Consider the following 23,651-nt stretch of genomic DNA (forward strand, 5'->3'; position numbering starts at 1 on the left):
TTTTTGAAATTAAAATCCGGTTTCCGATCAATTTCAGAAACTGGATTTGAAATACAATATGTTTTCAGATCAAGGCATTTTTACCTTCATCTTATATTTAAAATTCAAAAGTGTAAGAAAGGTTGAATGTTCTTCCTCTTCCTTTATAATTAAACAATTCAGGAAGTCCATATGTAGAATACAACACCTGGGAACGCTTGCTCCATATCGTCTGATAATCTGTATTAAATATATTCTGGATTCCTAAATTGAATTTCCCCCAGTTGAATCGGTATCCCATCATCAGGTCTGAAGTATTGTAACCTTCCACAACATTATTAAGCTCGTCTTTCTGCTTGAAATTCTGCAAAGACTGGAATCTGAATGACCAGTTTTTAATATTATATCCGATATAGGTCACCAATTTTGAAGGAGAAGCATTGTAAATTTCCTGTTTCTGCCACTCTCCTTTATTATCTACCTCAGATTTGATCAAAAGTCCGCTTGCTCCGAAATAAACCCCATTGTTTAAGGAATAAGAAACCTCAGCTTCGATTCCCATGTTTCTTAATTTTAAATCATTCACAAGAATCTGGAAGGTCTTTTTATCTACAGCTACCGTTTTATCAGAATTACTCAGGAAGCCAGCAATCTGAGCTCTTAAACCTCCTCTGTTAACGCGGTATCCTACTTCAAACTGATTGGTTTTGATAGCCTGCAGCGGCTGTTCTTTTACATTGATACTGGATACAACATCCCAGTTTGTCCCCACAAGCTTATATTGCCCGATACCATAGAACTTAGCAGGATCTGCTAAACTTGCTCCCTGGGAAAATGTTCCCCAAACCTGATGCTGTTCATTGAATTTATATAACAATCCGGCATTGGCCAGGGTCACATTATAAGAACTTTCACCTCCCGGAATTGCGGATGCTGAGCTTCCATACCCCATTGCAATCTGTGTCTGCTGTTCTGAGCCCACAAAGTCGTCCATTTTCACATTGATATGCTGATAACGGATTCCTGCATTTAGTTGTAATTTCGGCAGGATATTATATTTTGCCTGAACATATCCGGCGTAACTCTGTGAATGATTGGTTGGATATCTTCCCAGACTGTATTTTGTTTCGTTGACTAAGCCCCCGCTGGACATTGTTTTCGAAATATCATAAACAGATTGGGTTCCTTCAAACTTTTCAAAATCGAAGTCTGCTCCATACGTAACATTCAGTCCTCTCCATGATTTGGATAATAAAGCTTTAATCCCAGAATAATAAGTATCCTGCTGTGAGGAGGACATGTAAGGTATTTTTCCTGTCTGCAAAGTAACATTTCCCGGGAATGGATAGAATCCTAATTTTTCACCTCGGGTAGCCAATTGCACATACAGGTCCTGTCCGCCTAAAATTCCGTTTCCATTATAAGCTACAGTAGCCATATAACGCTCCGTCCCAACATTTTTATCGGATGAGAAACCATCTCTCATTTCGAGTAATGAAGCATTTTTTGTAGTAAATGCGCTTAGATTTTCACCTAAAAATAAACTTCTGTCTCCATTAAATTTAGAATTATAATACTGAACAGAGGCTGTTATTTTATGTTTATTATTAAACTGATATCCTCCAGTAGCAAGGATGTCAATTGACTGGTTATACTGAAGATCCGTCTGTGTAATATCTGTAAAAAGCTGTTTCTGATCAGCTCCATACACCCCACCATTCTGCTGATAGGCTACTCCCAATCTCCCGAAGAATTTGTCTCCTTTAGCTGCAATAGACTGAGCAACACGGAAATCATGGTCCTCTTTTCCCATAAATCCTGAACGTACACCCAATTCAGTCTCACCGCTAATTCCTTTTTTGGAAGGAATCTTTGTAATAATATTGATAATTCCACCGGTAGCGTTACCTCCATAAATTGAACTTGCTCCTGAAAGGACTTCAATTCTTTCGATATTAAAAGGATCTATTGCATCCAACTGACGGCTTATTGCACGGATACTATTCAGAGAAACTCCATCTATCATCACGAGCGCAGAACGTCCTCTCATATTCTGTCCGTAATTGGTTCTTCCCTGTGGACCAATATCCATAGAAGGAATCAGAATCGACAACATCTCTTTGATTGGAACTCCACTTTTGGCCTGTTCCTGGATCTTTTCTTTCTGTACTACCCAAACCGTTCCCGGAACTTCAGAGATTTTTGTAGGCTTTCTGGAGGCTACGATTACCACATCTTCAATACCTTTAGAGGCTATAGAATCTTTTACTGTCTGGGAAATCATCAACCCCGAAACCAAAAGACCTATGAATGCATACTGCTTTTTCATTCTTTCTACTTCAAATTTTTATAATCTCACAAAGATAATCCTTATTTAGAAAGAATAAAAATAACGAAATATATAATTTTAATTTTTTTAAAGATGGAAGCTGGAAGAAGGGAGCTGGAAGTTATTGATGATCTGTAATCAATACAAGTTATAATAGATTCTTTTGGAGTAAAGGTTTGAAATAAAACAAATAGTTATAAATCGTCTTTCATAACTTCCCTCTTCCAGCATCCAACTTCCCTACTAAAATGTAAAATCCCAGCCCAATAAAGGACCAGGATTTTACTAGTGAAAAACAAGGTATCTTTTATACTGCAGGTCCTGCAGCATCTTTTATTTCTTCTAATAATTTTTTTCTTTCCCGAAGTCTTCTTCTCGCAATGACAGATTTACCGCCAAGAACTCTCACAAATCTGAAATACTGAAAACGTTTTGCTCCAAAGTGATGCGTGGCAACATAAATCAATACTCCAAACCCGACTAAGATGATATATCCGAATATCTTTTTGGTGGCTATGATGATGGCATTAAGCTGAATCGGTTTCATATTGGCTGCTACATTCTGAGGAGTAACAGTCATTCCATCCATATAAACGGCGAGATCTCCTATTGCTATAATCTGGAAACGGTATTGAAACCAGGCATAGAGTGTTGAAAAAATACCTACTGCAAGGAAAGTTCTCCAAACCAGTACAAGCCCGATAGCAGCAAGCATTTCATCCATTTCAAGCTTATCCAGTGTATAAAACCATACGGAAATAAACAGAGAACACATTCCGTAGCCTTTTAAAAACATAGGCAGATACCAGTTGTCATAACTGAATTCCAATACCATAGAAAAGTACATGATGATGGCGTATCCAACCATTGCTGAAAAACCGGAAAAAATATACATTTTCAAAGGTTTTTCTTTTTTAAACCAGAAAATTGCAATGACTCCGGCTAAGATAATTCCGGGAATCATTAGTAAACTCAGTCTGGTATTTGTCAATTGGTCATACCCTAATACACCAACCGCAAAAGTATTCTGAATAGAAGCTGTTCCTAAAAACATTCCCAGCCAGAAAAGCATAAACAACCCATGCTGTACATTATTCTTTGTAAAAATTTTGAATGAAAGGTAGGGTCGTTTTAAGGTCAGCTGACGAATAGAAAGCAGTGCAAAGCTTACAAAAGCTGTAATACTTGCGTAAATAATATTCTTCGAATTGAACCAATCCTGCTGTCTTCCAAACGAATAAACATAGGCTGAAAACATAAAAGTTGAAATGAAAAGCAAAATACTCAACCAGTCAATATAATGCAGCGGAACTTTTAACGCAAAATATTTATTATGCATAAAAATCCAGTGTATTAAAGCTAAAATAAAGCATAAAACTGCTGTGAACAGATAAAACTGCTGCCAGTTGTAAAGAAGGGCAAACTCAGCTGCATAATAGGTAGCCACCTGATTCATCACAAGAACGAATGTATAGAAAGCCCCATAAAACACTCCGCGGTTTCCAATCATAACCATAAGTGGCAGGAAGAGTTCTATAGTTACCATCATCTTCATAAAACCAATAAGTAAAGAAGTAAATATGAAGATTACCGGCTGTAAAGTAGTCCCGTTCACATAACTAAGCAATCCTAAAAGAACAAGAAGCAAAACCATCTTATCCCTTACTTTGAATCTCATTTTAATTCTGAGAACAACAGGCATACAGGCTCCCATTCCAATGGTAGTTGCATAGTTAGCCCACATAAAATATTCTGTCATGGCACCGGTACCGCTTACCAGAGAGCTGATATTCCCGGTATACACCCCACCAATCGGCATTACCACAGCAAGCAGTAATACAATCAGCAGCAGCTGTACGGGTTTCGGTACCCAGTCGCTATATAATCCTTTGTTGTACATGATTCTTTTGGATAATAGATTTCAGATATCAGATGGCAGACTTTCAACATTCAACCTTAGCTTTCCCTACGCATAATGTCTGGAATCTGATATCTTCCATCTTTTAGTCTTTGTTAATATTCACATTCATATTCATTCCGGCACTCAGTTTATCCAGGTCTTCTTTTTTGTTGGAAGCTGTAAACTCTATTCTTACAGGAATTCTCTGCTGCACTTTAATAAAGTTTCCGGTAGAGTTATCTGTAGGTACACTCGAATATCGTGATCCTGTAGCCGCTGAAACAGCAGTGACAACTCCTTCAAATTTTTTCCCTCCCAAAGCATCAGCTGTCATAGAAATTTTTTCTCCTACTTTAATATTTGGCATCTGGCTTTCCAGGAAGTTGGCTGTTACCCATTTCTGACCATTCAGAACGATGGTTGCAACCTGCTGTCCCGGTTGAATCAATTGCCCCTCAGAGATAGTTCTTCTTCCCATTACTCCATCATAAGGCGCCGTAATAACAGTATACGAAAGATTGATTTTCGCCATATCCAAGGCAGATTTTGTTCTTTTGATTTCAGCATCATTAATTCCCAGTCTGCTTTTCACTTCTGTAGTGGAAAGGTTCGCTGACTGTTTTTGATTCACTAAAGTTTCATAAGCAGCTTTTTGTGCATCGTATTCTGTTTTTACCTGATCATATTGCTGTCTTGTAACTGCTTCTGCTGATAAAAGATTTTTATAACGGTTTAAATTCTGCTCAGCATTCCATAATCTCGCTTTTGCACCTGCAATATTGGACTGCATAACGTTGACATTGTTGGAAACAGTATTTACAGAAGAACTTGTGGCTGTCTTTTGAGCCATCGCATTCTGATAAGCGGCTTCTGCCTGTCCCAGCTGTGTAAGAATTTCACGTTCGTCAAGGACTACCAGTGTATCTCCTTTTTTTACATGCTGGTGTTCAATGAACTTAATTTCTTTGATATATGCCGAAACCCTTGTGTTAACAGGATTGATAAATTCTTCTACCTGTGCTGCTTCCGTATAGGTTTTGTTTCCGATATGGAAATATTCACGTATTAACCAGAATAATCCGAAACCGATCACCATAAAAACGATGATATTGGAAATGATGGCTCTGATTTTATTTGTTTTATTTTTCTTTTTTTTATTCTCTGCGCTTGGTGCAGCAGGAGTTGGTGTCGTATTTTGAGTAGTTTGTTCCTTGTTTTCCATTGTGTTGATTTTCAGTTTTAAAAATTAAAGTGTCCCTGTAGATTTCAAAAGGTTGTAATACTGATACAAAACATTGATTTCGGCGTTAGCATAATCAAGTTCCGACTGCAGTTTCTGGTTTTGGGCATCTATCATTTCTGCCTGTACTGCCAGCTGATTCAGATATTTGGCTTCCGTAATCTTGTAGTTTTCTTCTGCCAGTCTTTTGGAATCATTCAGAATATCTGCCTGCTGAATGGCTTCCTGATATTTTGTATAGGCTGCATTCACTCCCATATCCACATTCTGCTGTACCAGAGTCATTGCATCATTCGCCTGATTCTTTTGCAGCTCTCCTAATTTTACTTTTTCTTTCGTTTTATACAGTGTATCTATGTTATAACTCAAAGAAACTCCGGTCTGCCATCCTCCTGAATACATATCCAAAACAGGATTTCTGGTTGTGATCGGTCTTTGTAGAGTATATCCGCCAAATCCAGCCAGTGTAGGTGCATTGTCCGTTTTGATGATCTCAATATTTTTATCTGCAACCGCAATATTTTTTTTGGCAGATTTCAACAATGGATTACTTTCATGGGCAAGATCTGTATAATATTCCATGCCTATTCCGGATTCTTTATTTTCCAAACTCTCTGTAGGAACAATTTCTGTGTCAGAAGATAAACCTAAGGCAATATTTAAATTATAATTAAGGATTTTTTTATTGTTGGTAAGAGTTAAAATTCCCTGATCGAGATTTTTGATGGCCAATTCTCCACGAATCACTTCATTTCGTGTTACCATCCCCTGCTGATAGAACTTCTGGATATTTTTAAGACGTTCCTGAGCCAGTTTTTTGTTATTCTCAAATACCTCTTCCTGATTGATGATTTTATAGACATCCAGATAATTGGAAATCACTAAAAACTTTACATCCTGCTTATTTTTCTCTAAATCCAGTTCGGAAAGCTGTTCACGAAGTCCTGCCATTTCAATAGATTTATTCACTAACCCTCCTTTGAAGATCAGTTGTGTCGCCTGAACCGCATATGAGCTTCCATAATGTGGCATCGGAACATTTGTAGAATTTGAAAAATCTTTGTCAATGGCTACTGCATCCCCTAAATAGAATTGACTTGTAGAAGCCGTAATTGTGGGAAGTTTCTGAAGCTTAACAACATTCGTGTTTTGCTTTGCAATACCGATGTTCTGTGCAGACACTTTGAGCTGCTGGTGATTCTGAACAGCGAGTTCCGCTACCTCACCTGCGGTCATCTGCTTAATCTGTTGTGAAAAAAACAGCGCAGGAAAAGCTGCTATCAATACAGATAGTGCTGTTTTTATTTTCTTTGTCATTTTACCTTGTTTTACAGATGCAAAGTTAGGTCAACAACAAAATCAATCAAATGTTTGATTTTTGGAAAAAGATGTTCAAATGTAAGATTTTAGTTTTCGAACTGATGTCTGTACTGTGTAGGGCTTACCTTCAGATGCTTCTTAAAAAAGTGAGAAAATGAGTATTGATCACTGAATCCGAGAATAGAAGAAACTTCTGAAACCGGTTTACTGGAAGAGTTTAAGAGCACTTTAGCCTCATTGATGACAATTAAAGCAATGATCTCGCTCGCAGATTTGCCCGTAATGGTCTTCACTACGGAAGATAGATGTCTGGTTGTAATTGACTGCCGTCCGGCATAAAACTCAACCGTTCTCTCTGTAAGATGATGTTCCGCAATATCAGTAAGAAATACAAATACAATTTCTTCCTGCCTGGACATCTGGCTCATAGAACTGTTATCTTCCTTGGAAATAATCCCAGCCATCTGATAACAGAAAACAGAGAAAAGATGTTCTACCATTTCTTTCTTGTAAAGCATTTCTGTTTCAGAATCAAGGATATATTTCAGGAAATTAACACTTTTCCAAACGACTTCCATTTCGTCTTCGGGAAAAGGAACCCCTTTATTCATTTGCTGTCTGAAATAACGATAGGTAATGAGACGGTTAAATTTCAATGATAGATCCGAAATAAATCCTCTTTGGTAAGAAACCATTCTGGACTGAAAATCGTCCGTCACAGAAATCACTTCATAAATAGTCTGCGGATCGGTTACCATAAACATGTTGGCAGAAACTTCCAGGTCACTGAAATGCTGGCAAAGTTTTATAGTTCCTGATTTAATAAATATAAAAGCAGGATTATCAGGACGAAACGGTTTGCCCACGGCTATTCGCTCGAAAATATTACGTTCCGTAAAAATATCAACTCCGAATTTTTCTAGGGCAGACATAAGACAAATGTAAGCAATCTTACCAGTGATTACAAAATTTTATTATTTTAGCACCAATCCAATTTTCTATTAGTATGAGAAAGGTTGATCTCTTATTTGCCGAATACAGTAAAAGCCATAGAAACGCGACCAACAAGTTTATTCACTGGATTTGTGTGCCATTAATCTTTTGGGCGGTTTTAGGTTTTGCATCCCTTATTCCCTCTCCTCATTTCTGCGCTTCCTATTTCGGATGTGTCAGCATCATTAGCCTTATTATGATTGTTCTTATAACTTTATTCTATATAAGACTTTCTCTTTTGATGGCTATCATGATGGCTGTTATCATGCTTATTCTGGAGCATTTCATTTATCTGACCAATATCAGTTTCGGAAAGCAGTCATGGATCGTTTACGTTTCTGTATTTGTTATTACCTGGATTTTTCAGTTGATAGGCCATAAAATAGAAGGACAAAAGCCATCTTTCCTCAAAGATCTTCAGTTTCTTTTGATAGGACCTATCTGGCTTTTAGGCTTTATTCTGAAAAAAAACGGGATCAAATATTAATCTTCCAGGGCATATACTGCAAAACTTGCCAGCCAGTGGTCTCCGCCATAATTCCCTTGAAACAATAAAGGCAATCCATTAGCAAGAAATACATCTGCCGTTTTTCTGAATTCTTTTTTCAGTGGATGGTTGGCAGGAAGTGCATTTGAAATCCCTTTCATACACCATGCCTTTGAAAAAGATAATCCCACAAGATGAACGGTCTGATAATCACTAAGATCACTTACCACAGGAATTTTTTCAACATTTTCCAGACTTCTTTTTTCATAGAAAGCACTCAGCCATTGCACAAATTCTTTTTGTGGAAGAACCCTGCGCATCAGATCTGCAATTTCCAGACTTGGCGAAAAGAAATCCGATCCGTCCGGTTCCAGATAAGCAGGGGTTTTCTGGTCTTTTAAGAAAAAATATTTGGACTTTTCTATCAACTGGTTTTCAAACTCTTTATCTTTATTAGCTCTTGCCCAATCTATAGCAAAAGCCATTGCAAATGCAGTATTGGGATGAACTCCGGTTCTGTTTGGATAGGTTTGCTTTGGAAGATAGGTTTTCCAGGATTTCAGAATCTGATCGGTTAGCGGTTTCAGGTTCTCATGCCATATTTTAGCTTTCGGATGATCCCAATTGGTAAGCTCTTCGTCCAGTTTTAAAATCCATGCCCATCCATAAGTTCTCTCGAAAGTTCCTGTCAGCTGATATTTTGTAAAATAGTCTGCTTCTGTCTTTAGTTTATCCTTCTGAAATGATTCATCCAGGATTTTTTCAATTTCTTTAGCACTAGGCAGATTGGGTTTTGTTTTCAAAAGTCTTGTCAGCATCCAGTGCCCATGAACAGAGCTATGCCAATCGAAACAGCCATAAAAACTAGGGTGAAGATCTTTGGGAGTCAAAGGAACCTCACCTGCATTATTGATAATATGGGCTGTTTTATTCGGGTATTCCTGATTGATACAGTGAAGTGGCTTATCAGATAATTTCATAGCCATCTCGTCTGTAAGTTTCGGAGCTTCCTGGGCATACATCAGAAATGGAGAAAACACAAATGCTAAAAGACTTTTTTTCATGAATTAAAAATAGAAATAATTTACTGTTTCAACAATTTTCCGGACCTATTTTGAGTTTACTCTACTTATTTTTTTGCTTTCCTATATGTATTTTGATCTTTTATTTAAAAATTTCAAACAAATCTGGAACACAATCATTTTTAAGCACACTTTTTGATCATACCCCTAAAAATTAACTTACCCATGAAAAACATTATTCTCCTATTATCAGGTCTTGTTCTGATCAACTGCAGCAAATCAGGCGGTGAAAAATATGAAGTGAAGGCCGATCTGATGGAAGTTATTCCGGAAGATAAAGCATCTGCTGCTTCTGTACCTGTGCCTCCGCCACTTTCTATTTCTGAAAAACTGCTTCCCGATGAAAACAGAGTAAACAAAGATGTTTATACTCCAAAAAAAACAGATACAATTTCCAAAAAAATTATCAAAAACGGAGATATGAAGATTCAGGTGGGTGATATTAAAAAAACTCAGAATCAGGTCAATGAGATTATCAAGAAAAATAAGGCATATATACAAAAGGAGGAGTTCCAAAACACCGATATGGATGATAATCTTACGCTGACCATCCGTGTACCTCATAAAAATTTTGATGCTCTCATCAACTCATTTTCGGACGGAGTAGGATCTGTTTTGTCTAAAAATATTTCATCCAATGATGTGACAGAGGAATATACTGATGTCGCTATAAAACTGGCCAACAAAAAGATATATCTTGAAAAATACCGTGACATGCTTAAAAGTGCTACTACGACAAAAGATATGCTGGAAATTCAGGAAAATATCCGGGAACTGGAAGATGAGATTGATGTGGCAGAAGGCAGACTTCGTTTTATAGATGACCGTGTGAATTACAGTACACTGAATTTAAATCTGTACAAAGAAAAAGTGAGAAGCTCAGCTACCTCAAAAATCGGTTTTGGAAGCCGTTTTATAGATTCTTTGACTGAAGGCTGGAACAGTTTTGTAAGTTTTCTGCTGGGAATGGTATCGTTGTGGCCGTTCTTCTTGCTTATTCCTATTATTATCATTCTTTGGAAAAAATGGAAGTCAAGGAAAAAAGATAAAAACTAATATATAAAAAACCCGGGCATCGAAGATGCCCGGGTTTCTACTGCATTATCAACAATTTATACTGTTTCCAGTATAGTCTTTAAAACAAGAATAATGCAATAGCCTTGTTAAGAGCTGTTAAATATTTTTATAATTTCTGACAAGAAAAAGCCGCCTTATCACAAAGACAGCTTTCTTGGTTTTATTTACTTCCTGATGGTTTTAGTAATACTGTTTCCTTCTTTATAAAGGATTTTCACAAAATATATTCCAGACTGAAGGCGGCTGATATTCATATTGTCCTTTCCAGGATTCATAAAGGTCATTATCTGATGCCCTTGAGGAGTAATGATATCTGCTCTCTTTATTTTGCTGTAATAACTTTCAGGTGCAAAATTGATCAAATGCTCAGATACTATTATTGAAAGATCATTTTCTTTATTGGTAAGACCCGGTGTTTTGCAGCTTTGTCCTTCATTACAATCATTTAAAACTTTCCATACAGCGTTATTTCCAGGTGCTTCTCCCGGATTCGCATACCATTTGTTTTCCCATATCTTGCAGGCATGGAATACCTTCGTTCCGGCTGTTGGATAATTTTTCACCGGATTATATTCCTGTGCTCCACAATAAGTAACCGGACCACTTGATTCACAGCCTGGACCTTCGGTGCATACACTTACTTCCTCCCATACCATATTTGTCCCCGGAAGTTCTCCCGGATTTGCATACCACTTATTTTTCCAGATTTTACAGGAGTAGAAAACTTTCGTTCCGGCTGTAGGATATGCATTGGCAGTATTATACTGTTCTACCCCACAGTAGGTTTGACCATTACCCGGCGTAACTTTCTTAGTTCTTACTTTTAATTCATTACTCATATCAGAGAGCTGATCGTTCATCGCAACAGATCTTACTGTATAGCGATATTCTGTATCTTGTGCTAAGCCGGTTCGTAAAAAGCTTGTTTGCACAGTCTCTCCTACCTTGATTCCATTTTCAAACACTTGGTAATTTTTGATGCCTTGTGTATGCATAGAGGCCATCCACATAAGTGACACAGAGTTCTCGGTAACGCTCATTGAATGAAGGTTAGATGGCGCTGTAGGTTTTTCAGGAATACCTTCACTGTTCGTTTTTACATTGAGTGGTGTACTTTTCCCTGAAGTGAGTCCTGAAGAACCTTTTGCCTGTATTTCATACGTATAAACCGTATTAGCAGTCAAGCCGGTATCTTCAAATGTTGCAGCACTTACCTGCTGAATATTCTGTCCATTACGGAAAACGTTATATGAAACGGCATCTGACTGTGGATTCCAGCCTATTTTAGCAGAAGAACTGGTAACTCCAAGCTGGGTTAATCCTGTAGGAGTAGCCGGTGTAGAAACTCCTGTCCCGGATGTTACGTTAACATCAATTACATTATAAAATGCATTGGCAGTATCTGCTACATCCCAAACCGCTAAAATAATATGGTAACCTGTACGGTTTGCAGGAACTGTAATCTGATGGGAAACATTGTCCTGTGGTGGTGTACCATTATGCACAACTGTACCAATGAGTTCAAGATCCTGGCGAGAAAGAGGTTTACCAGGATCCCAGCCTTGTTTTGTCATATAATAATGCCATTTTGCGGTTGCATGATACGCCAGATATTTCCAGATAAAGGCATTCGCACCGGTGGTGATATTTGTTTTCTTCCATCGGTCAGCTGTTTGAATATCCAGTGTAGTATCTCCGCCAATACTTCCATTAGCAGAAGCGATCTTTCCGTCTATAGGACCGGATGCAGGAAAACCTTTTGGGGCTTCCAGAGATCCGGGCTCATTAATTACTGAGCCATATTTTCCAAATGCTACAGAATAGCCGAGCGCAGCCTTATCAAGACTTCCCTGATATCCTCTTGAAGCAGGACTCAGTACATATCCGTGTGCAGACAGATGAATTAAAGAAGGTACCAGTATGGCCAGCATCAGCAATACCGGAAAAAAAATTTTACGTGTAATCATATTTAAGTATTTGGTGTTGAGTTTATTTGATCAATTTTATACAAAATTGAATTCTAAAATTATCGCCTTCTTTATAATTAAAGAAACACGAAAAATATTAGCTTAAATCTACGAAAACAGTTTAAATTATAAAATTTATAATAAAAATTAAATTAAATAACAAAATATAGTTAATATTATAAATTAAATTACAAATTTACGCCCAATAATGCATTATATATAATTAGAATATTTTACACCCTGAAAATACAATAATTTACATAAAAATTATCACACATTGTTGAAATAATGTCAATTTAAGCCCATATTGAATAGCTGGAAGAATAAAAGAGAAGTTCAGAAGAAATCATAATTATAACATTGAAATCTCTCTTCAAATAAAAAGAAAAAGGATCTGAGAAATAATTCAAAATACCTTTCTAGTTTTCAAACAAAAAAAATACTCCTATGCTTAGATTGTAAAGCTATAGGAGTAAAGTCTATTTCCCAAGTACGAATACCGCAGGAATTTTATGAAGTTCCGGCTTCTGTTTCTGCCAGTCTTTTATAGATTTTGTTTTGATGAATTCATGTTCCGGGTCGTTGATATTGGCCGCAATACACAGCTTGGTATTAGGTGATAAAAACTTGCACAAATCTTCAAAAAGCTGATTGTTTCTGTAAGGTGTTTCCATGAAAATCTGTGAATATCCGGTTTTCTGAACAAGGCTTTCAAGATTTGTGATATGCTTCTTTTTCTCTCCTTTATCAATAGGAAGATAGCCATGGAAGGTGAATTCCTGTCCGTTGAATCCGCTGGAAATCAAAGCAAGTATAATGGATGAAGGACCTGAAACAGGGATTACTCTGATGTTTTTCTCATGACACCATTTCACAATCAGATTTCCGGGATCTGCAATACAAGGCAATCCTGCTTCTGACAGCAATCCGAAGTCCTGGCCTTTCAGCATCAGTTCCTGAGCTTCTTTAATATCTGCATTTTCTGTGTATTTATCTAATAAAAATAACTTCAGATCAGCCTGCTTCTTTTCCGGAGCAAAAAATTTAACAACCTTTCGAGCTGTTTTCTCATTTTCCACAAAGAAGTAATCTGTCTGCATGATATAATCCTTCAAAACAGGTGAAAAGTGGTTGATAGAAGTGTTTTCTGATAAGTAAGCAGGGAGTAAAAAAAGCATCGTATTATTTTTTAGTTCTTTCGTTTAATGAAGGTTGCGGGAAGTATTTTGTAAGATCCATAGAAAAGGTAACGGAAGTGATCTTCCAGGTTCCGTTGATCTTCATCAGTGTCCAGATCTCCTTTCCCCAGTTTTCCATTTTACCGTCGTACCAAAAGCTGTAATCGAAATTGGCAGAAGCTATTGCTCCATCTTCCACGATCTTAATATTGTCAAATTTCTCTTCAGATTTGTCATCTTTAAAACTTTGGATAAAAGCCTTATAGTCATCTGCAAAGTAATAGTCTGCCTTAGGATTTTTCTCAAGGCGTTTGGCCTGTGTTCTGTCTTTGTAAATTCCGGTCCAGAGTACAGGTTCCTGAAATAAAGAGAGATATTTGGCTTCATCTCTGGATTTAATGCATCCCATAAAGTCATCCATTACTTTACGGATCTCAATTTCATCTTTGGTTTGGGCAAAAGAGAAATTAAAGCTTACCAAGAGGAGTAACAGCAGTTTTTTCATAATTATGATTGAAATATTTGGTTCTTAATAGCATCACATCCTCTATCCAGCAGCTGAAAGACCTTTTCAAAATCGCTCATATCTCCCCAATAAGGATCTGGAACCTCAGCATTTTCATGATCTCCCAATACTTCCAGAAATAAAGATACTTTCTGTCGTTCTTCTTCATTCCTGGTTTTAGAAACCACATCTTGTAATACATCAATATCCATACAGTAGATCCTATCAAAGGTTTCAAAATCTTTTCTGGTAATGGGTCTTGATCTCTGTTTTGAGATGTCAATATTATGGTTGGCAGCAGTTTTAACGGCTCTTTTGTCTGGATGCTCCCCTTCATGCATTGAAATGGTTCCGGCTGAATCTACCACAAAGTTTCCCGGCATCTTTGTTTTCATAATTCCCTCTGCCAAAGGGCTTCTGCATATATTCCCCAGACAAACCATTAATATTTTCATATTCTATCTATTTAAAAAGAGTCTTTGTTCCAACAAAACTAAATAAAAAATGAAGAATAAAACTATCCTTCATTTCAATTTATTTTGTTCAACAATGTTATTGTTTGATTCTTTCTGTAAGGTCTTTTACGTACTTCTTGATTTCTTTATCAATTTTCGATACATCTTTGATCGTATCACAAGCATACATTACTGTAGAGTGGTCTTTCCCTCCCATTTCTTCACCGATTTTAGTAAATGTAGAGTTGGTGAATTCTTTAGAGAAGTACATGGCAAGCTGTCTTGGTAATGCAATCTCTCTTTTTCTTGTTTTTGACAGTAATTGTTCTTTTTTGATTCCAAAATAATCACATACAACTTCCTGGATGTAAGGAATGTTGATGATCTTTTTCTGGTTGGCAGCAATCCTGTTGATGGTCTCCTTAAGCAATTCAAGACTCAGGTCTCTCTTGTATACGGTAGAGTAAGCGATCACAGAGTTAATTACTCCGATAAGTTCTCTTACATTGGTTTTCGTTTCCACAGCAAGGAAGTCAAGCATATCTCCTGGAAGAACAATTCCGTCTCTGCTTAGTTTATCTTCAATGATTTGTCTTCTTGTAGATAAATCCGGAGATTTGATTTCTGCAGAAAGTCCCCATTTGAAACGGGAAACAATTCTCTCCTGAATATCCATAATATCAGCAGGAGCTTTATCTGAAGTAAGGATAATCTGTTTTCCGTTCTGATGCAGATGATCAAAAATATGGAAGAAACTATCCTGTGTTGCTGATTTTCCTGATAAGAACTGAATATCATCAATAATCAGTACGTCAACCATTTGATAGAAATTCGCAAATTCTGTCTGCTTATGTGCTTTGGCAGCAGAGATAAACTGCTGGATAAACTTTTCAGAAGATAAATAAAGGACTACCTTATCAGGGAACTGATTTTTTACTTCAAGCCCCACAGCTTGTCCTAAGTGGGTTTTTCCAACTCCATAACCTCCATATAAGAATAACGGGTTGAAGGCAGTTGCTCCAGGTCTTTTTGCAATGGATCTGGCTACAGTGGCTGCAAATTTATTGCTTTCCCCTTCTACATAACTATCAAAAGAATAGTCAGGCTTAAGGTTAGAATCTATATTTACTTTTCTTATTCCAGGAACTACAAAAGGATTTACAATATTAGCAGAGAATCCTTGTGGCATTGTTTCCTGTGTTTTCGGAGTAGGAACACTTTGTCCCTTGATGTTCATGGTAACTGGTTTTTCTTCACCTTTTGGTCTGTTTTCCATCACAGAATACCATAATTTCACTCCTTTTCCAATATTTTTCTTCAGGGCAGCAGAAAGTAAGGACAGGTAATTGTCCTCTATATATTCCTTGTAAAAATCGCTCGGTACGATAAGCGTAAGGTTGTTTGCTACTAATGAAAGTGGCTGCACCTTATCGAATAACATATCGAAAGATTTTTCAAGTTTTTTCAGGTCAGAATTGTCTTCAGCTGCGTTCAGGTTATCACGCATAAACTGAAGGCATTTCTGCCATATCATCATTAAATTGTCATCCATTTTTTATGCCCCGATTATTCTTTGTTTGTACTGTGTTTAGAAGGAAGACAAAGGTCCAATTTTTTCTTTTCAAAAAAAAATATTGCAGGTATTGATTATTTAAAAATATATTTGTATGTATAATTTAGCACCTAAAATGATACACACAACACACTCAATACGAGTACGTTACGCAGAAACGGATCCTATGAAATACGTATACTACGGCAACTATGCAACATACTTCGAAGTGGGGAGAGTTGAGCTCTTCAGAAGCATAGGAATTTCATACGATGAAATTGAAAACCAAGGAATTTGGCTTCCTGTTTCGGACTATAAAATTAAGTATATCAGACCAGCTTTGTATGATCAAAAATTAGAAATCCATACTTATGTTAAAAAAATTCCAGGAGTAAGAATCGAATTTGAATATGAAATTTACAATGAAGAGCATATTAAAATAACAGAAGCTTCCACTACTCTATTCTTTCTGGATGCAAAAACCAACAAGATTATTAAGTGCCCCGATTTTCTGATGGAAATGATAGAGAAGAACTGGAAAGGAGCTTAGATGATAGGAATTAGGTTGCAGGAACCAGGGAAATTTTCTGTGAAATAGTAATGAAGATTTTTTAAGGTATAAGAAACAAGAGCCAAGATTTAAGATATTCGGATAATAACAAAACCGTTCAACCGGGAACAAAAAAAGAGCAACCAGTAACATAAAACCCAAAACCTTAAACTTTGAACTCTATTTATGAATACCTTTGTACCTTTATTTTAATCATCCCTTATATATTATATTATGAAGATTGCATTTTTGGGACCTCATGCCAGTTTCACCCAGCTTGCCGCAGCCCAGTTGTTTCCTGATGAAGAGTTATTACCACAAGCCAGTATTCTGGATTGTTTTAAGGCTGTTGAAAACGGAGAAGCAGTAAAGGCTGTTGTACCTTTGGAAAACTCTATTGAGGGAACGGTTTCTATGACGCTGGATTATTTATATAAAACCCCGTCTATTAAAATTGAAGCAGAAGCGGTAATGCCTATTGCGCATCACCTGATGATTCACCCGGAAAATTCTATTCAGAATATTGAAAGAATATATTCACATCCACAGGCCCTGGCACAGAGCTTCCATTTTCTGGATACACACTATAAGGAAATTCCGAAGCAGGATTTTTCTTCTACAGCTGCTGCTGCGAAATTTGTTTCAGAGAATAGGGAGACTGCTATTGCAGCAGTTGCCAACCAGTTTGCCGCCAATTTATATGGACTGAAAATCATCAACCGTAATATTCAGGATTTCGAACAGAACCATACCAGATTTATCATTATCTCTAAACAACAGAGTACATACCAAAATAACAAGCTGGAAACCTTAGGAGAAAAAGCAGGAATGCTGATCACCCTTCCGGAAGATCATCCAGGTGGGCTACATCAGGTTTTATCGGTTTTTGCATGGCGAAAGATGAACCTCAGCAAAATTGAATCCAGAACATTAAAGACAGGACTGGGCAATTATTTCTTCTTTATTAATGTAGAAGGACCCTGGAAAGAAGTCTTACATGGAAACGCCCTCAAAGAACTGGAATCTATCCATGCTAATGTTGATTTTCTTGGAAACTATAAAGAATTCCTCCTGGAGAGCTAGAAAAAAGTAGATAAATACACTAAAAACACTGCCATTAAAGCAGTGTTTTTGCTTTTAAACCTATTAAAAACGAGAAAAAAAAACAATTTTTATAGAGAAAAATCCGGTGTCCAACATCTTTCTTTTATCACAAAAATAATCCACACAATGGAGAGAAAATTTCATCTTTAAACACCTTATAAACAGATGAATAATTAATCGTCAGATATAATAACTCGTATTTAAATTATGTAATAATATTACCCAAAATACAAATATATGCTTAAATATATTACATCATATTAATGTTAAAATTATAAATTTCACAATGACGAGTGTAATTTTTATTGTATATTTGCTAAGCAACTAATTAAAAATCTTGATCATGAAAACCAAACTTTACAGCTTAATATTAGCATGCGCAACCCTACCTTTATTTTCGCAAGTTGGTATTAATACAGCCACTCCATCCGCAACCCTAGACGTTAATGGAACACTGAAAGTTAGAGATACACCCGCAGCTATAGCATTACCTGGCTATCAGGTTTTAGCAATTAACCAGGGAAGTACTCAGGTTTACTCTGTAGATCCTGCGCTGTTAATAGCCGCATCAGGAACCAACACTACCGTATATGCAGCAAAAAAAACAACCGGTATCAACCTTTTGAGTGTGGGAATTTTCCCTGCATCCTTCCAGCCTGTCAACTTTATAGCAGCTGACCGAAATATAGGTAGCGCAGCTTTATTTACAGATACTGACGGTTCTTACACCATCCCATCTACAGGAGTATATGCTATTGGATTTGCATTCAGATATGGTACAGGGCTACAGGCATCATTATTATCAGGAGGGCCGGGAATTGGAATCGCAAGAACCAGAGCAGCAGTGTCAACAATAATAGACACTCGCCCTTTCAGTGGTATTAATCTTGCGCTAGCAATCAACCTAACACTTTCTGACTCCAGCATCAACTCTTTATATTCATTCCAGGCAGGAGATAAAGTCTCTTTTGGACTTGTAGATTCTGGTGTTATTAATGCAGGCCTTCTAGGATCCAGTATTGCATCATTCTACATTTACAAAGTATCCAACTAGTAAAACATATTGTTAGTTATCTATACCATTTAACCCATCACAGTATAAGTGATGGGTTAATTTTTTAAATAGCTTTTCAAACATTTCTTTATATTTGGTAAAACTAATGAAATGAATGAACTTGTTGCTGTCATCATACTTATAGTAATCTTCATCATTTTCAACAATCTGAATACTAAAATCAGAAGACTTGAAAAGGAAATCTCGGACCTTAATCATAAAATAAATAAGGCTCCGGCTCAATCTGAAGTGATTCATCAAAAAAACTCACCGGAAGAAACTATTGTTCCTCAGCAAGTACAATCTCATCATATTGTTCCTGAAGAAACAAAACATGGGGAAGAAAATGAAGAAGTCCCAACACCAGCTCAAAAAGACTGGCTGGCTCCTGTTTTTGATTTTTTAAAACAAAATGCACTTACCATCATTGGTATTTTTACTCTTGTTCTCGGAATCGGTTATTTTGTGAAGTATGCTATAGATAAAAACTGGATTGGAGAAACAGCAAGAGCAGGTATTGGTTTTTGTACCGGAGCAGGAATTATTATTACAGGACATTTCCTCAGAAAGAATTATACAGCATTTGCCTCTATTATAACCGGAGGCGGAATTGCTGTGTTATATTTCACGGCAACCATTGCTTTCCGGGAATATCATCTTTTTACACAAAATACAGCTTTTGTTATCACCGCACTGATTACAGCAGCATCCATTATCTTATCCTATTACTATAAAAGTGAAGTCTTAATTATTTTCTCTTTAATAGGAGGCTTTAGTGCTCCTTTGATGATCAGTACCGGGCAAAGTAACTACCCTTTCCTTTTTATTTACCTGACTCTTTTAAATATTGGAATGCTGGTTGTCTCTTTTCTTCAACACTGGAAAAGCGTGGGATGGACTGCCTATATTTTTACTACCGCTTATCTATTTTATTGGACGAATGTGAGCCCTGAACTTTTAAGCATTACTTTCTACATGATCAGTTATGTGATTTTTTACCTTTTTGCCCTGCATGATTACATCAGGAAAGGTATACTTTCAACATCTGATATTTTAATACTTGCTTTTGCTAATTTTTCGAGTGTTCTGGGACTGTTCTATATTTTCGATACTTTAGCCTATGAACCTCCAATTATTTTTCCGCTTGTCTTTGCTGCAGTCAATTCTATTCTGCTCTTCAGAGAATATGGGCGCAAAAACTTCGGAATTGCTTTTTCTGTATTTGCAGGACTCGTTACCAGCCTTATCACCATTGCCATCGCTATTCAGTTTAAAACCCACCTTATCACCAGTATCTGGGCCATAGAAACTACCCTGCTTCTTTTTATCTGGAAAAAAACAGGTCATAAAATTTTCAAGATTTTCTTTTACATTCTTTTTCCATTAGTTATGATCGCTCAGATTGTTACCTGGACAGAATATCTGGGAACAACAAATTTTAATATCATATTCAATCCTCCATTTATCACCAGTTCGTTTACCATCATTTCTATAATGATCAATTTATACTTGTTAAGAAATACAGGAAAAGAGTCACAGAAAAAAGTTAATACCTTTTTTGAAGACCTCGTTACCGTGGTGAGCTATGGAGTTATTTATTTAAGTCTTCTTTTTGAGCTTACCTACCACGTTTCAGAGATACCCTGGTCAGCAATTGTCAGCATAGGACTGCTATTCAGTATTTATTATCTATTTACATTACTCCTTTTCAGAAAACCGCTGAATATCAGAAGTGATGTTCAAACCGTTCTGATTTATCTGTTTTTCTTTCTGATAACTCTTAATACTTCAGTTTCTACACTACCCGTTGTCACGGCTGTTTTAACGAAAAAACTTCATTTAAGCTTTTACCTACTGCATCTGCTTCAGTGGATTCCTTTTATATATGTAATTTCACGAATCATTCCGTCATCTGAATTTCATAAAGTCAGAATTTCTTACTGGATCCTGTCTTTGGCACTTATCATTTCCGTAAGCTGTGAGCTTCATCATTCTTATGTTTTAATGGTTTCCAATGACATTCCTCATTCTTATGAAGCAAGCGCACACTTCAATATTCTCTACCTTCCTATTATATGGACTATTCTTGCCAGTATTTTTATTTATATGGGGCTGAAAAAGGATATCCAGGAATATAACAAGGTTGGTTTCGCATTGATAGGGCTCATGGTTTTAAAACTCTACGGTTATGATGTATGGCAAATGGATAATATTTCAAGAATCAGCGCCTTTATTGCGCTCGGAATTATCTTATTATTAAGTTCTTTCGCTTTCCAAAGACTGAAAAATATCATCAGAAACATGGTTGATAAAAAAGACAAAAGCGAGGAAACTACAGACTGATACTCAAGATAAAAGTTTTTATTATAAATAAAATGTAAAACAATCTAAGATTTCATTCACATTTTATAAAAAATAACTATATTTATCACGTTTTTAACAGTTACATATTTCTGATTATGAAAAAATTACTCTACTCTTTTTTAATACTCTCTTCTGCTACTTTATTTGCACAGCAAAAAAATCCTGCTGTGAAGTTTGCAGTCGCTGACAACGCCGTCGGAACAGTAGAATTGTTCAATGCGAAAAAGAACGTATTGCAGGTTTCTAAAGTATACAATACTCCGGCAAGTCTTCCCCAAAGTTTAAAAAAATACAGTTCTGTTTTTACAAAAGGGGTGACTGAATACAAATTCAAAAACGGAGAAAATATACTCGACAGAATGGCATTATCCAATATGAATGCTCAATATAATCTTCCGGCAGACAATCCGGTATTTATTGAAGGCTATGAATTTACAGATACCAGCACAATGATCTATCCTGAGATCAAGAAAAGAGCAGAAACAAAAGATTACAACGGTAAGAAAACATTGTTTATCTATACTACCGAATAACTTGAATAATATAAAAAGGATGCCGTTTTTCAGCATCCTTTTTTATTTTTAATATTTATTGTTCCATTTTTTCTTAAGCTCCTCATAAATCTTCTTTTCCGTAGAGTTATTACCGGGCTCATATAATTTCACATCCCTGATTTCCTCAGGAAGAAAGTCCTGTTCTACAAAGTTTCCTTCATAAGAATGGGCATATTTATATTCTTTTCCGTAATCCAGATCTTTCATCAGTTTTGTAGGAGCATTTCTCAAATGAAGCGGTACCGGCAGATTTCCGGTTTGCTTCACCAAAGCCAACGCTTCATTAATGGCCATATAAGCAGAATTACTTTTAGGAGAAACTGCAAGATATACAGCTGTTTCACTTAATATAATTCTCGCTTCAGGATTCCCGATCACATTGATCGCCTGAAAACAATTGTTGGCAACCACCAGCGCATTCGGATTAGCCAATCCCACATCCTCAGCAGCCAGAATAAGCATTCTACGGGCAATAAACTTAATATCTTCTCCGCCGGCAATCATCCTTGCCAGCCAATAAACAGCACCATTAGGATCACCCCCACGCATTGACTTGATAAAGGCTGAAATAATATCATAATGCTGCTCTCCGTTTTTATCGTACAGCGCCATTGTTTCCTGAAGAACCTCAAGAACATCAGTATTGATGATTTCTTTGGTGTTTGAATTTTTATATTGATTCAAAACCAATTCTATAGAATTGATTAACTTTCTGGCATCACCGCCCGAATATTGAATGAAAGCTTCTTTTTCAAGGATTTTAAAATCAGTCGCTTCATCTTTATTATATCTTTCAGAAGCAATATCAATCAACTCCTCCAGTTTTTCATAGCTCAAGGCTTTTAAAATATAAACCTGACTTCTTGAAAGCAATGCTGAAACCACTTCAAAGCTTGGGTTTTCCGTAGTAGCTCCTATCAGAACAATCCAGCCTTTTTCTACTGCATGCAGCAGCGAATCCTGCTGGGATTTATTGAAACGGTGAATCTCATCAATAAACAGGATGGGAGATTTCCCTGAAAACAGATTTTGTTTTCTGGCATCATCAATTACATCCCGAACATCTTTTACTCCGGAAGAAACGGCAGAAAGTTTATAGAATTTTCTTCCCGACTGCTCTGAAATAATTTCAGCCAATGTCGTTTTCCCGGTTCCGGGAGGTCCCCAGAGAATCAGCGAATTCAGGGTGTCATTTTCAATCATTTTTCTGATTGTTCCTTTATCGCCGGTAAGGTGTTCCTGCCCCAATACATCGTTCAGGATTTTGGGTCTTAATTTTTCAGCTAATGGAATATTTTGATTCAAAGTAATTCTTTTTTTAAGATCAATGTTCCGGACTTTTGATCACCGAAACTTATAACAAAATTAAACTAATTTTCATTTTTTTACCCTATTTTTGCATTGTTTTGAAACTTACATTCAATAAAATCATTACATTTCCGCTGGTAATTTTGATAAAATTTTACCAATGGTTCATCTCGCCCTTACTTCCCAAAAACTGCCGGTACGAGCCCACCTGTTCTCATTACATGATTGAGTCTCTTCGGGTTCATGGGATTTTTAAAGGATTCTGGCTGGGATTTAAAAGAATTTTAAGATGCCATCCGTGGGGAGGCAGCGGTTACGATCCCGTTCCACCCAAACATAAATGTCAATAATCAAACTATTAAATCAATAGAAAATGAATACTATTTTTTTCAGAATTTATCTTGTGCTGTTTGCGTTCACAACGCAGCTTCTTTTTGCACAGGAATACCCTGGGGGTTTATCTGACGGAACTTTAGATATCAACGGAAACAATGTTCCGGTAAAAATCTATTCTACCACAGAAATGGGAGACCTGACCGCTTTTCCGGACAGAGCCGTTAACAATAATGTTGTAGTTATCCTTAACGGATCCAGCATTGAACCTGCTTATTATAATTATGTGGCTTCAGCATTGGCAAGATTCAAGGATTCCA

20 protein-coding genes are annotated in these 23,651 nt (G+C 36.7%); 8 read left to right on the forward strand and 12 right to left on the reverse strand.

The window, feature by feature from the left end:
• Nucleotides 1–97: 97 nt before the first annotated feature.
• The 5 genes from ACPF63_RS13430 to ACPF63_RS13450 all read right to left on the reverse strand — a co-directional run bounded on the left by ACPF63_RS13430 (nt 98) and on the right by ACPF63_RS13450 (nt 7,700).
• The gene (locus ACPF63_RS13430) at nt 98–2,308 is read right to left on the reverse strand and encodes a TonB-dependent receptor (protein WP_426480254.1); all 2,211 of its coding nucleotides are present in this window, start codon (nt 2,306–2,308) and stop codon (nt 98–100) included.
• Nucleotides 2,309–2,615: 307 nt separating this feature from the next.
• Entirely contained in the window at nt 2,616–4,208 is a 1,593-nt protein-coding gene (locus tag ACPF63_RS13435) for an MFS transporter (RefSeq protein WP_426480255.1), read from the reverse strand.
• A gap of 103 nt (nt 4,209–4,311) precedes the next feature.
• Complete coding sequence (locus tag ACPF63_RS13440; protein ID WP_077415022.1) at nt 4,312–5,430, reverse strand: HlyD family secretion protein; 1,119 nt, start codon at nt 5,428–5,430, stop codon at nt 4,312–4,314.
• Between the two features lie 24 nt (nt 5,431–5,454).
• Nucleotides 5,455–6,765 (reverse strand): TolC family protein, encoded by a 1,311-nt coding sequence (locus tag ACPF63_RS13445; RefSeq protein ID WP_426480256.1) that lies wholly within the window; start codon nt 6,763–6,765, stop codon nt 5,455–5,457.
• Between the two features lie 89 nt (nt 6,766–6,854).
• A complete protein-coding gene (locus tag ACPF63_RS13450) occupies nt 6,855–7,700 on the reverse strand; it encodes a helix-turn-helix domain-containing protein (protein ID WP_426480257.1) in 846 nt (281 codons plus the stop codon).
• Nucleotides 7,701–7,774: 74 nt separating this feature from the next.
• Here ACPF63_RS13450 and ACPF63_RS13455 point away from each other — a divergent pair, with 74 nt between their 5' ends.
• A complete protein-coding gene (locus ACPF63_RS13455) occupies nt 7,775–8,248 on the forward strand; it encodes a DUF962 domain-containing protein (RefSeq protein WP_426480258.1) in 474 nt (157 codons plus the stop codon).
• Here ACPF63_RS13455 and ACPF63_RS13460 read toward each other — a convergent pair.
• The gene (locus tag ACPF63_RS13460; RefSeq protein WP_219072448.1) at nt 8,245–9,312 is read right to left on the reverse strand and encodes a DUF2891 domain-containing protein; all 1,068 of its coding nucleotides are present in this window, start codon (nt 9,310–9,312) and stop codon (nt 8,245–8,247) included. The two genes, ACPF63_RS13455 and ACPF63_RS13460, sit on opposite strands and share 4 nt — an antisense overlap.
• A 183-nt stretch (nt 9,313–9,495) precedes the next feature.
• Here ACPF63_RS13460 and ACPF63_RS13465 point away from each other — a divergent pair, with 183 nt between their 5' ends.
• On the forward strand, nt 9,496–10,386 hold the full coding sequence (locus tag ACPF63_RS13465; RefSeq protein WP_426480259.1) for a DUF4349 domain-containing protein: 891 nt from the start codon (nt 9,496–9,498) through the stop codon (nt 10,384–10,386).
• Nucleotides 10,387–10,571: 185 nt separating this feature from the next.
• Here the strand turns inward: ACPF63_RS13465 and ACPF63_RS13470 are convergent, their stop codons facing one another.
• From ACPF63_RS13470 to dnaA, 5 genes are all read right to left on the reverse strand, one after another.
• Nucleotides 10,572–12,374, reverse strand: a complete 1,803-nt coding sequence (locus tag ACPF63_RS13470) for a lytic polysaccharide monooxygenase (RefSeq protein ID WP_426480260.1) — start codon at nt 12,372–12,374, stop codon at nt 10,572–10,574.
• 479 nt (nt 12,375–12,853) lie between these two features.
• The gene (locus tag ACPF63_RS13475) at nt 12,854–13,552 is read right to left on the reverse strand and encodes an SAM-dependent methyltransferase (protein ID WP_219072446.1); all 699 of its coding nucleotides are present in this window, start codon (nt 13,550–13,552) and stop codon (nt 12,854–12,856) included.
• A 4-nt stretch (nt 13,553–13,556) separates the two neighbouring features.
• Nucleotides 13,557–14,057, reverse strand: a complete 501-nt coding sequence (locus ACPF63_RS13480; protein ID WP_077415038.1) for a nuclear transport factor 2 family protein — start codon at nt 14,055–14,057, stop codon at nt 13,557–13,559.
• Between the two features lie 2 nt (nt 14,058–14,059).
• A complete protein-coding gene (locus ACPF63_RS13485) occupies nt 14,060–14,512 on the reverse strand; it encodes a low molecular weight protein-tyrosine-phosphatase (RefSeq protein ID WP_426480261.1) in 453 nt (150 codons plus the stop codon).
• A gap of 97 nt (nt 14,513–14,609) precedes the next feature.
• Nucleotides 14,610–16,064: a chromosomal replication initiator protein DnaA gene (gene dnaA / locus ACPF63_RS13490; RefSeq protein WP_077415042.1), complete on the reverse strand. Its 1,455-nt coding sequence runs from the start codon at nt 16,062–16,064 to the stop codon at nt 14,610–14,612.
• Nucleotides 16,065–16,200: 136 nt separating this feature from the next.
• Between dnaA and ACPF63_RS13495 the strand changes: the two genes are divergently transcribed.
• The 5 genes from ACPF63_RS13495 (at nt 16,201) to ACPF63_RS13515 (ending at nt 21,669) form a co-directional block, all read left to right on the forward strand.
• On the forward strand, nt 16,201–16,614 hold the full coding sequence (locus ACPF63_RS13495; RefSeq protein ID WP_077415044.1) for an acyl-CoA thioesterase: 414 nt from the start codon (nt 16,201–16,203) through the stop codon (nt 16,612–16,614).
• 234 nt (nt 16,615–16,848) lie between these two features.
• The gene (gene pheA, locus ACPF63_RS13500; RefSeq protein ID WP_426480262.1) at nt 16,849–17,697 is read left to right on the forward strand and encodes a prephenate dehydratase; all 849 of its coding nucleotides are present in this window, start codon (nt 16,849–16,851) and stop codon (nt 17,695–17,697) included.
• A 364-nt stretch (nt 17,698–18,061) separates the two neighbouring features.
• The gene (locus ACPF63_RS13505) at nt 18,062–18,772 is read left to right on the forward strand and encodes a hypothetical protein (protein ID WP_426480263.1); all 711 of its coding nucleotides are present in this window, start codon (nt 18,062–18,064) and stop codon (nt 18,770–18,772) included.
• Nucleotides 18,773–18,883: 111 nt separating this feature from the next.
• Complete coding sequence (locus ACPF63_RS13510) at nt 18,884–21,115, forward strand: DUF2339 domain-containing protein (protein WP_426480264.1); 2,232 nt, start codon at nt 18,884–18,886, stop codon at nt 21,113–21,115.
• 116 nt (nt 21,116–21,231) lie between these two features.
• Nucleotides 21,232–21,669 (forward strand): hypothetical protein, encoded by a 438-nt coding sequence (locus ACPF63_RS13515; protein WP_077415052.1) that lies wholly within the window; start codon nt 21,232–21,234, stop codon nt 21,667–21,669.
• 48 nt (nt 21,670–21,717) lie between these two features.
• Here the strand turns inward: ACPF63_RS13515 and ACPF63_RS13520 are convergent, their stop codons facing one another.
• Nucleotides 21,718–22,995 carry a replication-associated recombination protein A gene (locus ACPF63_RS13520; protein WP_426480265.1) on the reverse strand — a complete coding sequence of 426 codons (1,278 nt, stop codon included), beginning with the start codon at nt 22,993–22,995 and terminating at the stop codon, nt 21,718–21,720.
• A 101-nt stretch (nt 22,996–23,096) separates the two neighbouring features.
• Here ACPF63_RS13520 and yidD point away from each other — a divergent pair, with 101 nt between their 5' ends.
• Nucleotides 23,097–23,348 (forward strand): membrane protein insertion efficiency factor YidD, encoded by a 252-nt coding sequence (gene yidD / locus ACPF63_RS13525; protein ID WP_047423501.1) that lies wholly within the window; start codon nt 23,097–23,099, stop codon nt 23,346–23,348.
• The last annotated feature ends 303 nt before the right edge of the window (nt 23,349–23,651 follow it).

The sequence above is a fragment of the Chryseobacterium sp. R2ACT005 genome, from assembly GCF_049949215.1.
Lineage (GTDB): Bacteria > Bacteroidota > Bacteroidia > Flavobacteriales > Weeksellaceae > Chryseobacterium.

What these genes read in the sequence shown, in the direction of transcription:
- ACPF63_RS13515 (WP_077415052.1), top strand. Translation starts at nt 21,232, where the DNA reads ATGAAAAAATTACTCTACTCTTTTTTAATACTCTCTTCTGCTACTTTA.
- ACPF63_RS13510 (WP_426480264.1), top strand. Translation starts at nt 18,884, where the DNA reads ATGAATGAACTTGTTGCTGTCATCATACTTATAGTAATCTTCATCATT.
- ACPF63_RS13475 (WP_219072446.1), bottom strand. Translation starts at nt 13,552, where the DNA reads ATGCTTTTTTTACTCCCTGCTTACTTATCAGAAAACACTTCTATCAAC.
- pheA (WP_426480262.1), top strand. Translation starts at nt 16,849, where the DNA reads ATGAAGATTGCATTTTTGGGACCTCATGCCAGTTTCACCCAGCTTGCC.
- ACPF63_RS13460 (WP_219072448.1), bottom strand. Translation starts at nt 9,312, where the DNA reads ATGAAAAAAAGTCTTTTAGCATTTGTGTTTTCTCCATTTCTGATGTAT.
- ACPF63_RS13480 (WP_077415038.1), bottom strand. Translation starts at nt 14,057, where the DNA reads ATGAAAAAACTGCTGTTACTCCTCTTGGTAAGCTTTAATTTCTCTTTT.
- ACPF63_RS13435 (WP_426480255.1), bottom strand. Translation starts at nt 4,208, where the DNA reads ATGTACAACAAAGGATTATATAGCGACTGGGTACCGAAACCCGTACAG.
- ACPF63_RS13485 (WP_426480261.1), bottom strand. Translation starts at nt 14,512, where the DNA reads ATGAAAATATTAATGGTTTGTCTGGGGAATATATGCAGAAGCCCTTTG.
- ACPF63_RS13465 (WP_426480259.1), top strand. Translation starts at nt 9,496, where the DNA reads ATGAAAAACATTATTCTCCTATTATCAGGTCTTGTTCTGATCAACTGC.
- dnaA (WP_077415042.1), bottom strand. Translation starts at nt 16,064, where the DNA reads ATGGATGACAATTTAATGATGATATGGCAGAAATGCCTTCAGTTTATG.
- ACPF63_RS13505 (WP_426480263.1), top strand. Translation starts at nt 18,062, where the DNA reads ATGAAAACCAAACTTTACAGCTTAATATTAGCATGCGCAACCCTACCT.
- ACPF63_RS13430 (WP_426480254.1), bottom strand. Translation starts at nt 2,308, where the DNA reads ATGAAAAAGCAGTATGCATTCATAGGTCTTTTGGTTTCGGGGTTGATG.
- ACPF63_RS13470 (WP_426480260.1), bottom strand. Translation starts at nt 12,374, where the DNA reads ATGATTACACGTAAAATTTTTTTTCCGGTATTGCTGATGCTGGCCATA.
- ACPF63_RS13440 (WP_077415022.1), bottom strand. Translation starts at nt 5,430, where the DNA reads ATGGAAAACAAGGAACAAACTACTCAAAATACGACACCAACTCCTGCT.
- ACPF63_RS13445 (WP_426480256.1), bottom strand. Translation starts at nt 6,765, where the DNA reads ATGACAAAGAAAATAAAAACAGCACTATCTGTATTGATAGCAGCTTTT.
- ACPF63_RS13455 (WP_426480258.1), top strand. Translation starts at nt 7,775, where the DNA reads ATGAGAAAGGTTGATCTCTTATTTGCCGAATACAGTAAAAGCCATAGA.
- ACPF63_RS13450 (WP_426480257.1), bottom strand. Translation starts at nt 7,700, where the DNA reads ATGTCTGCCCTAGAAAAATTCGGAGTTGATATTTTTACGGAACGTAAT.
- ACPF63_RS13495 (WP_077415044.1), top strand. Translation starts at nt 16,201, where the DNA reads ATGATACACACAACACACTCAATACGAGTACGTTACGCAGAAACGGAT.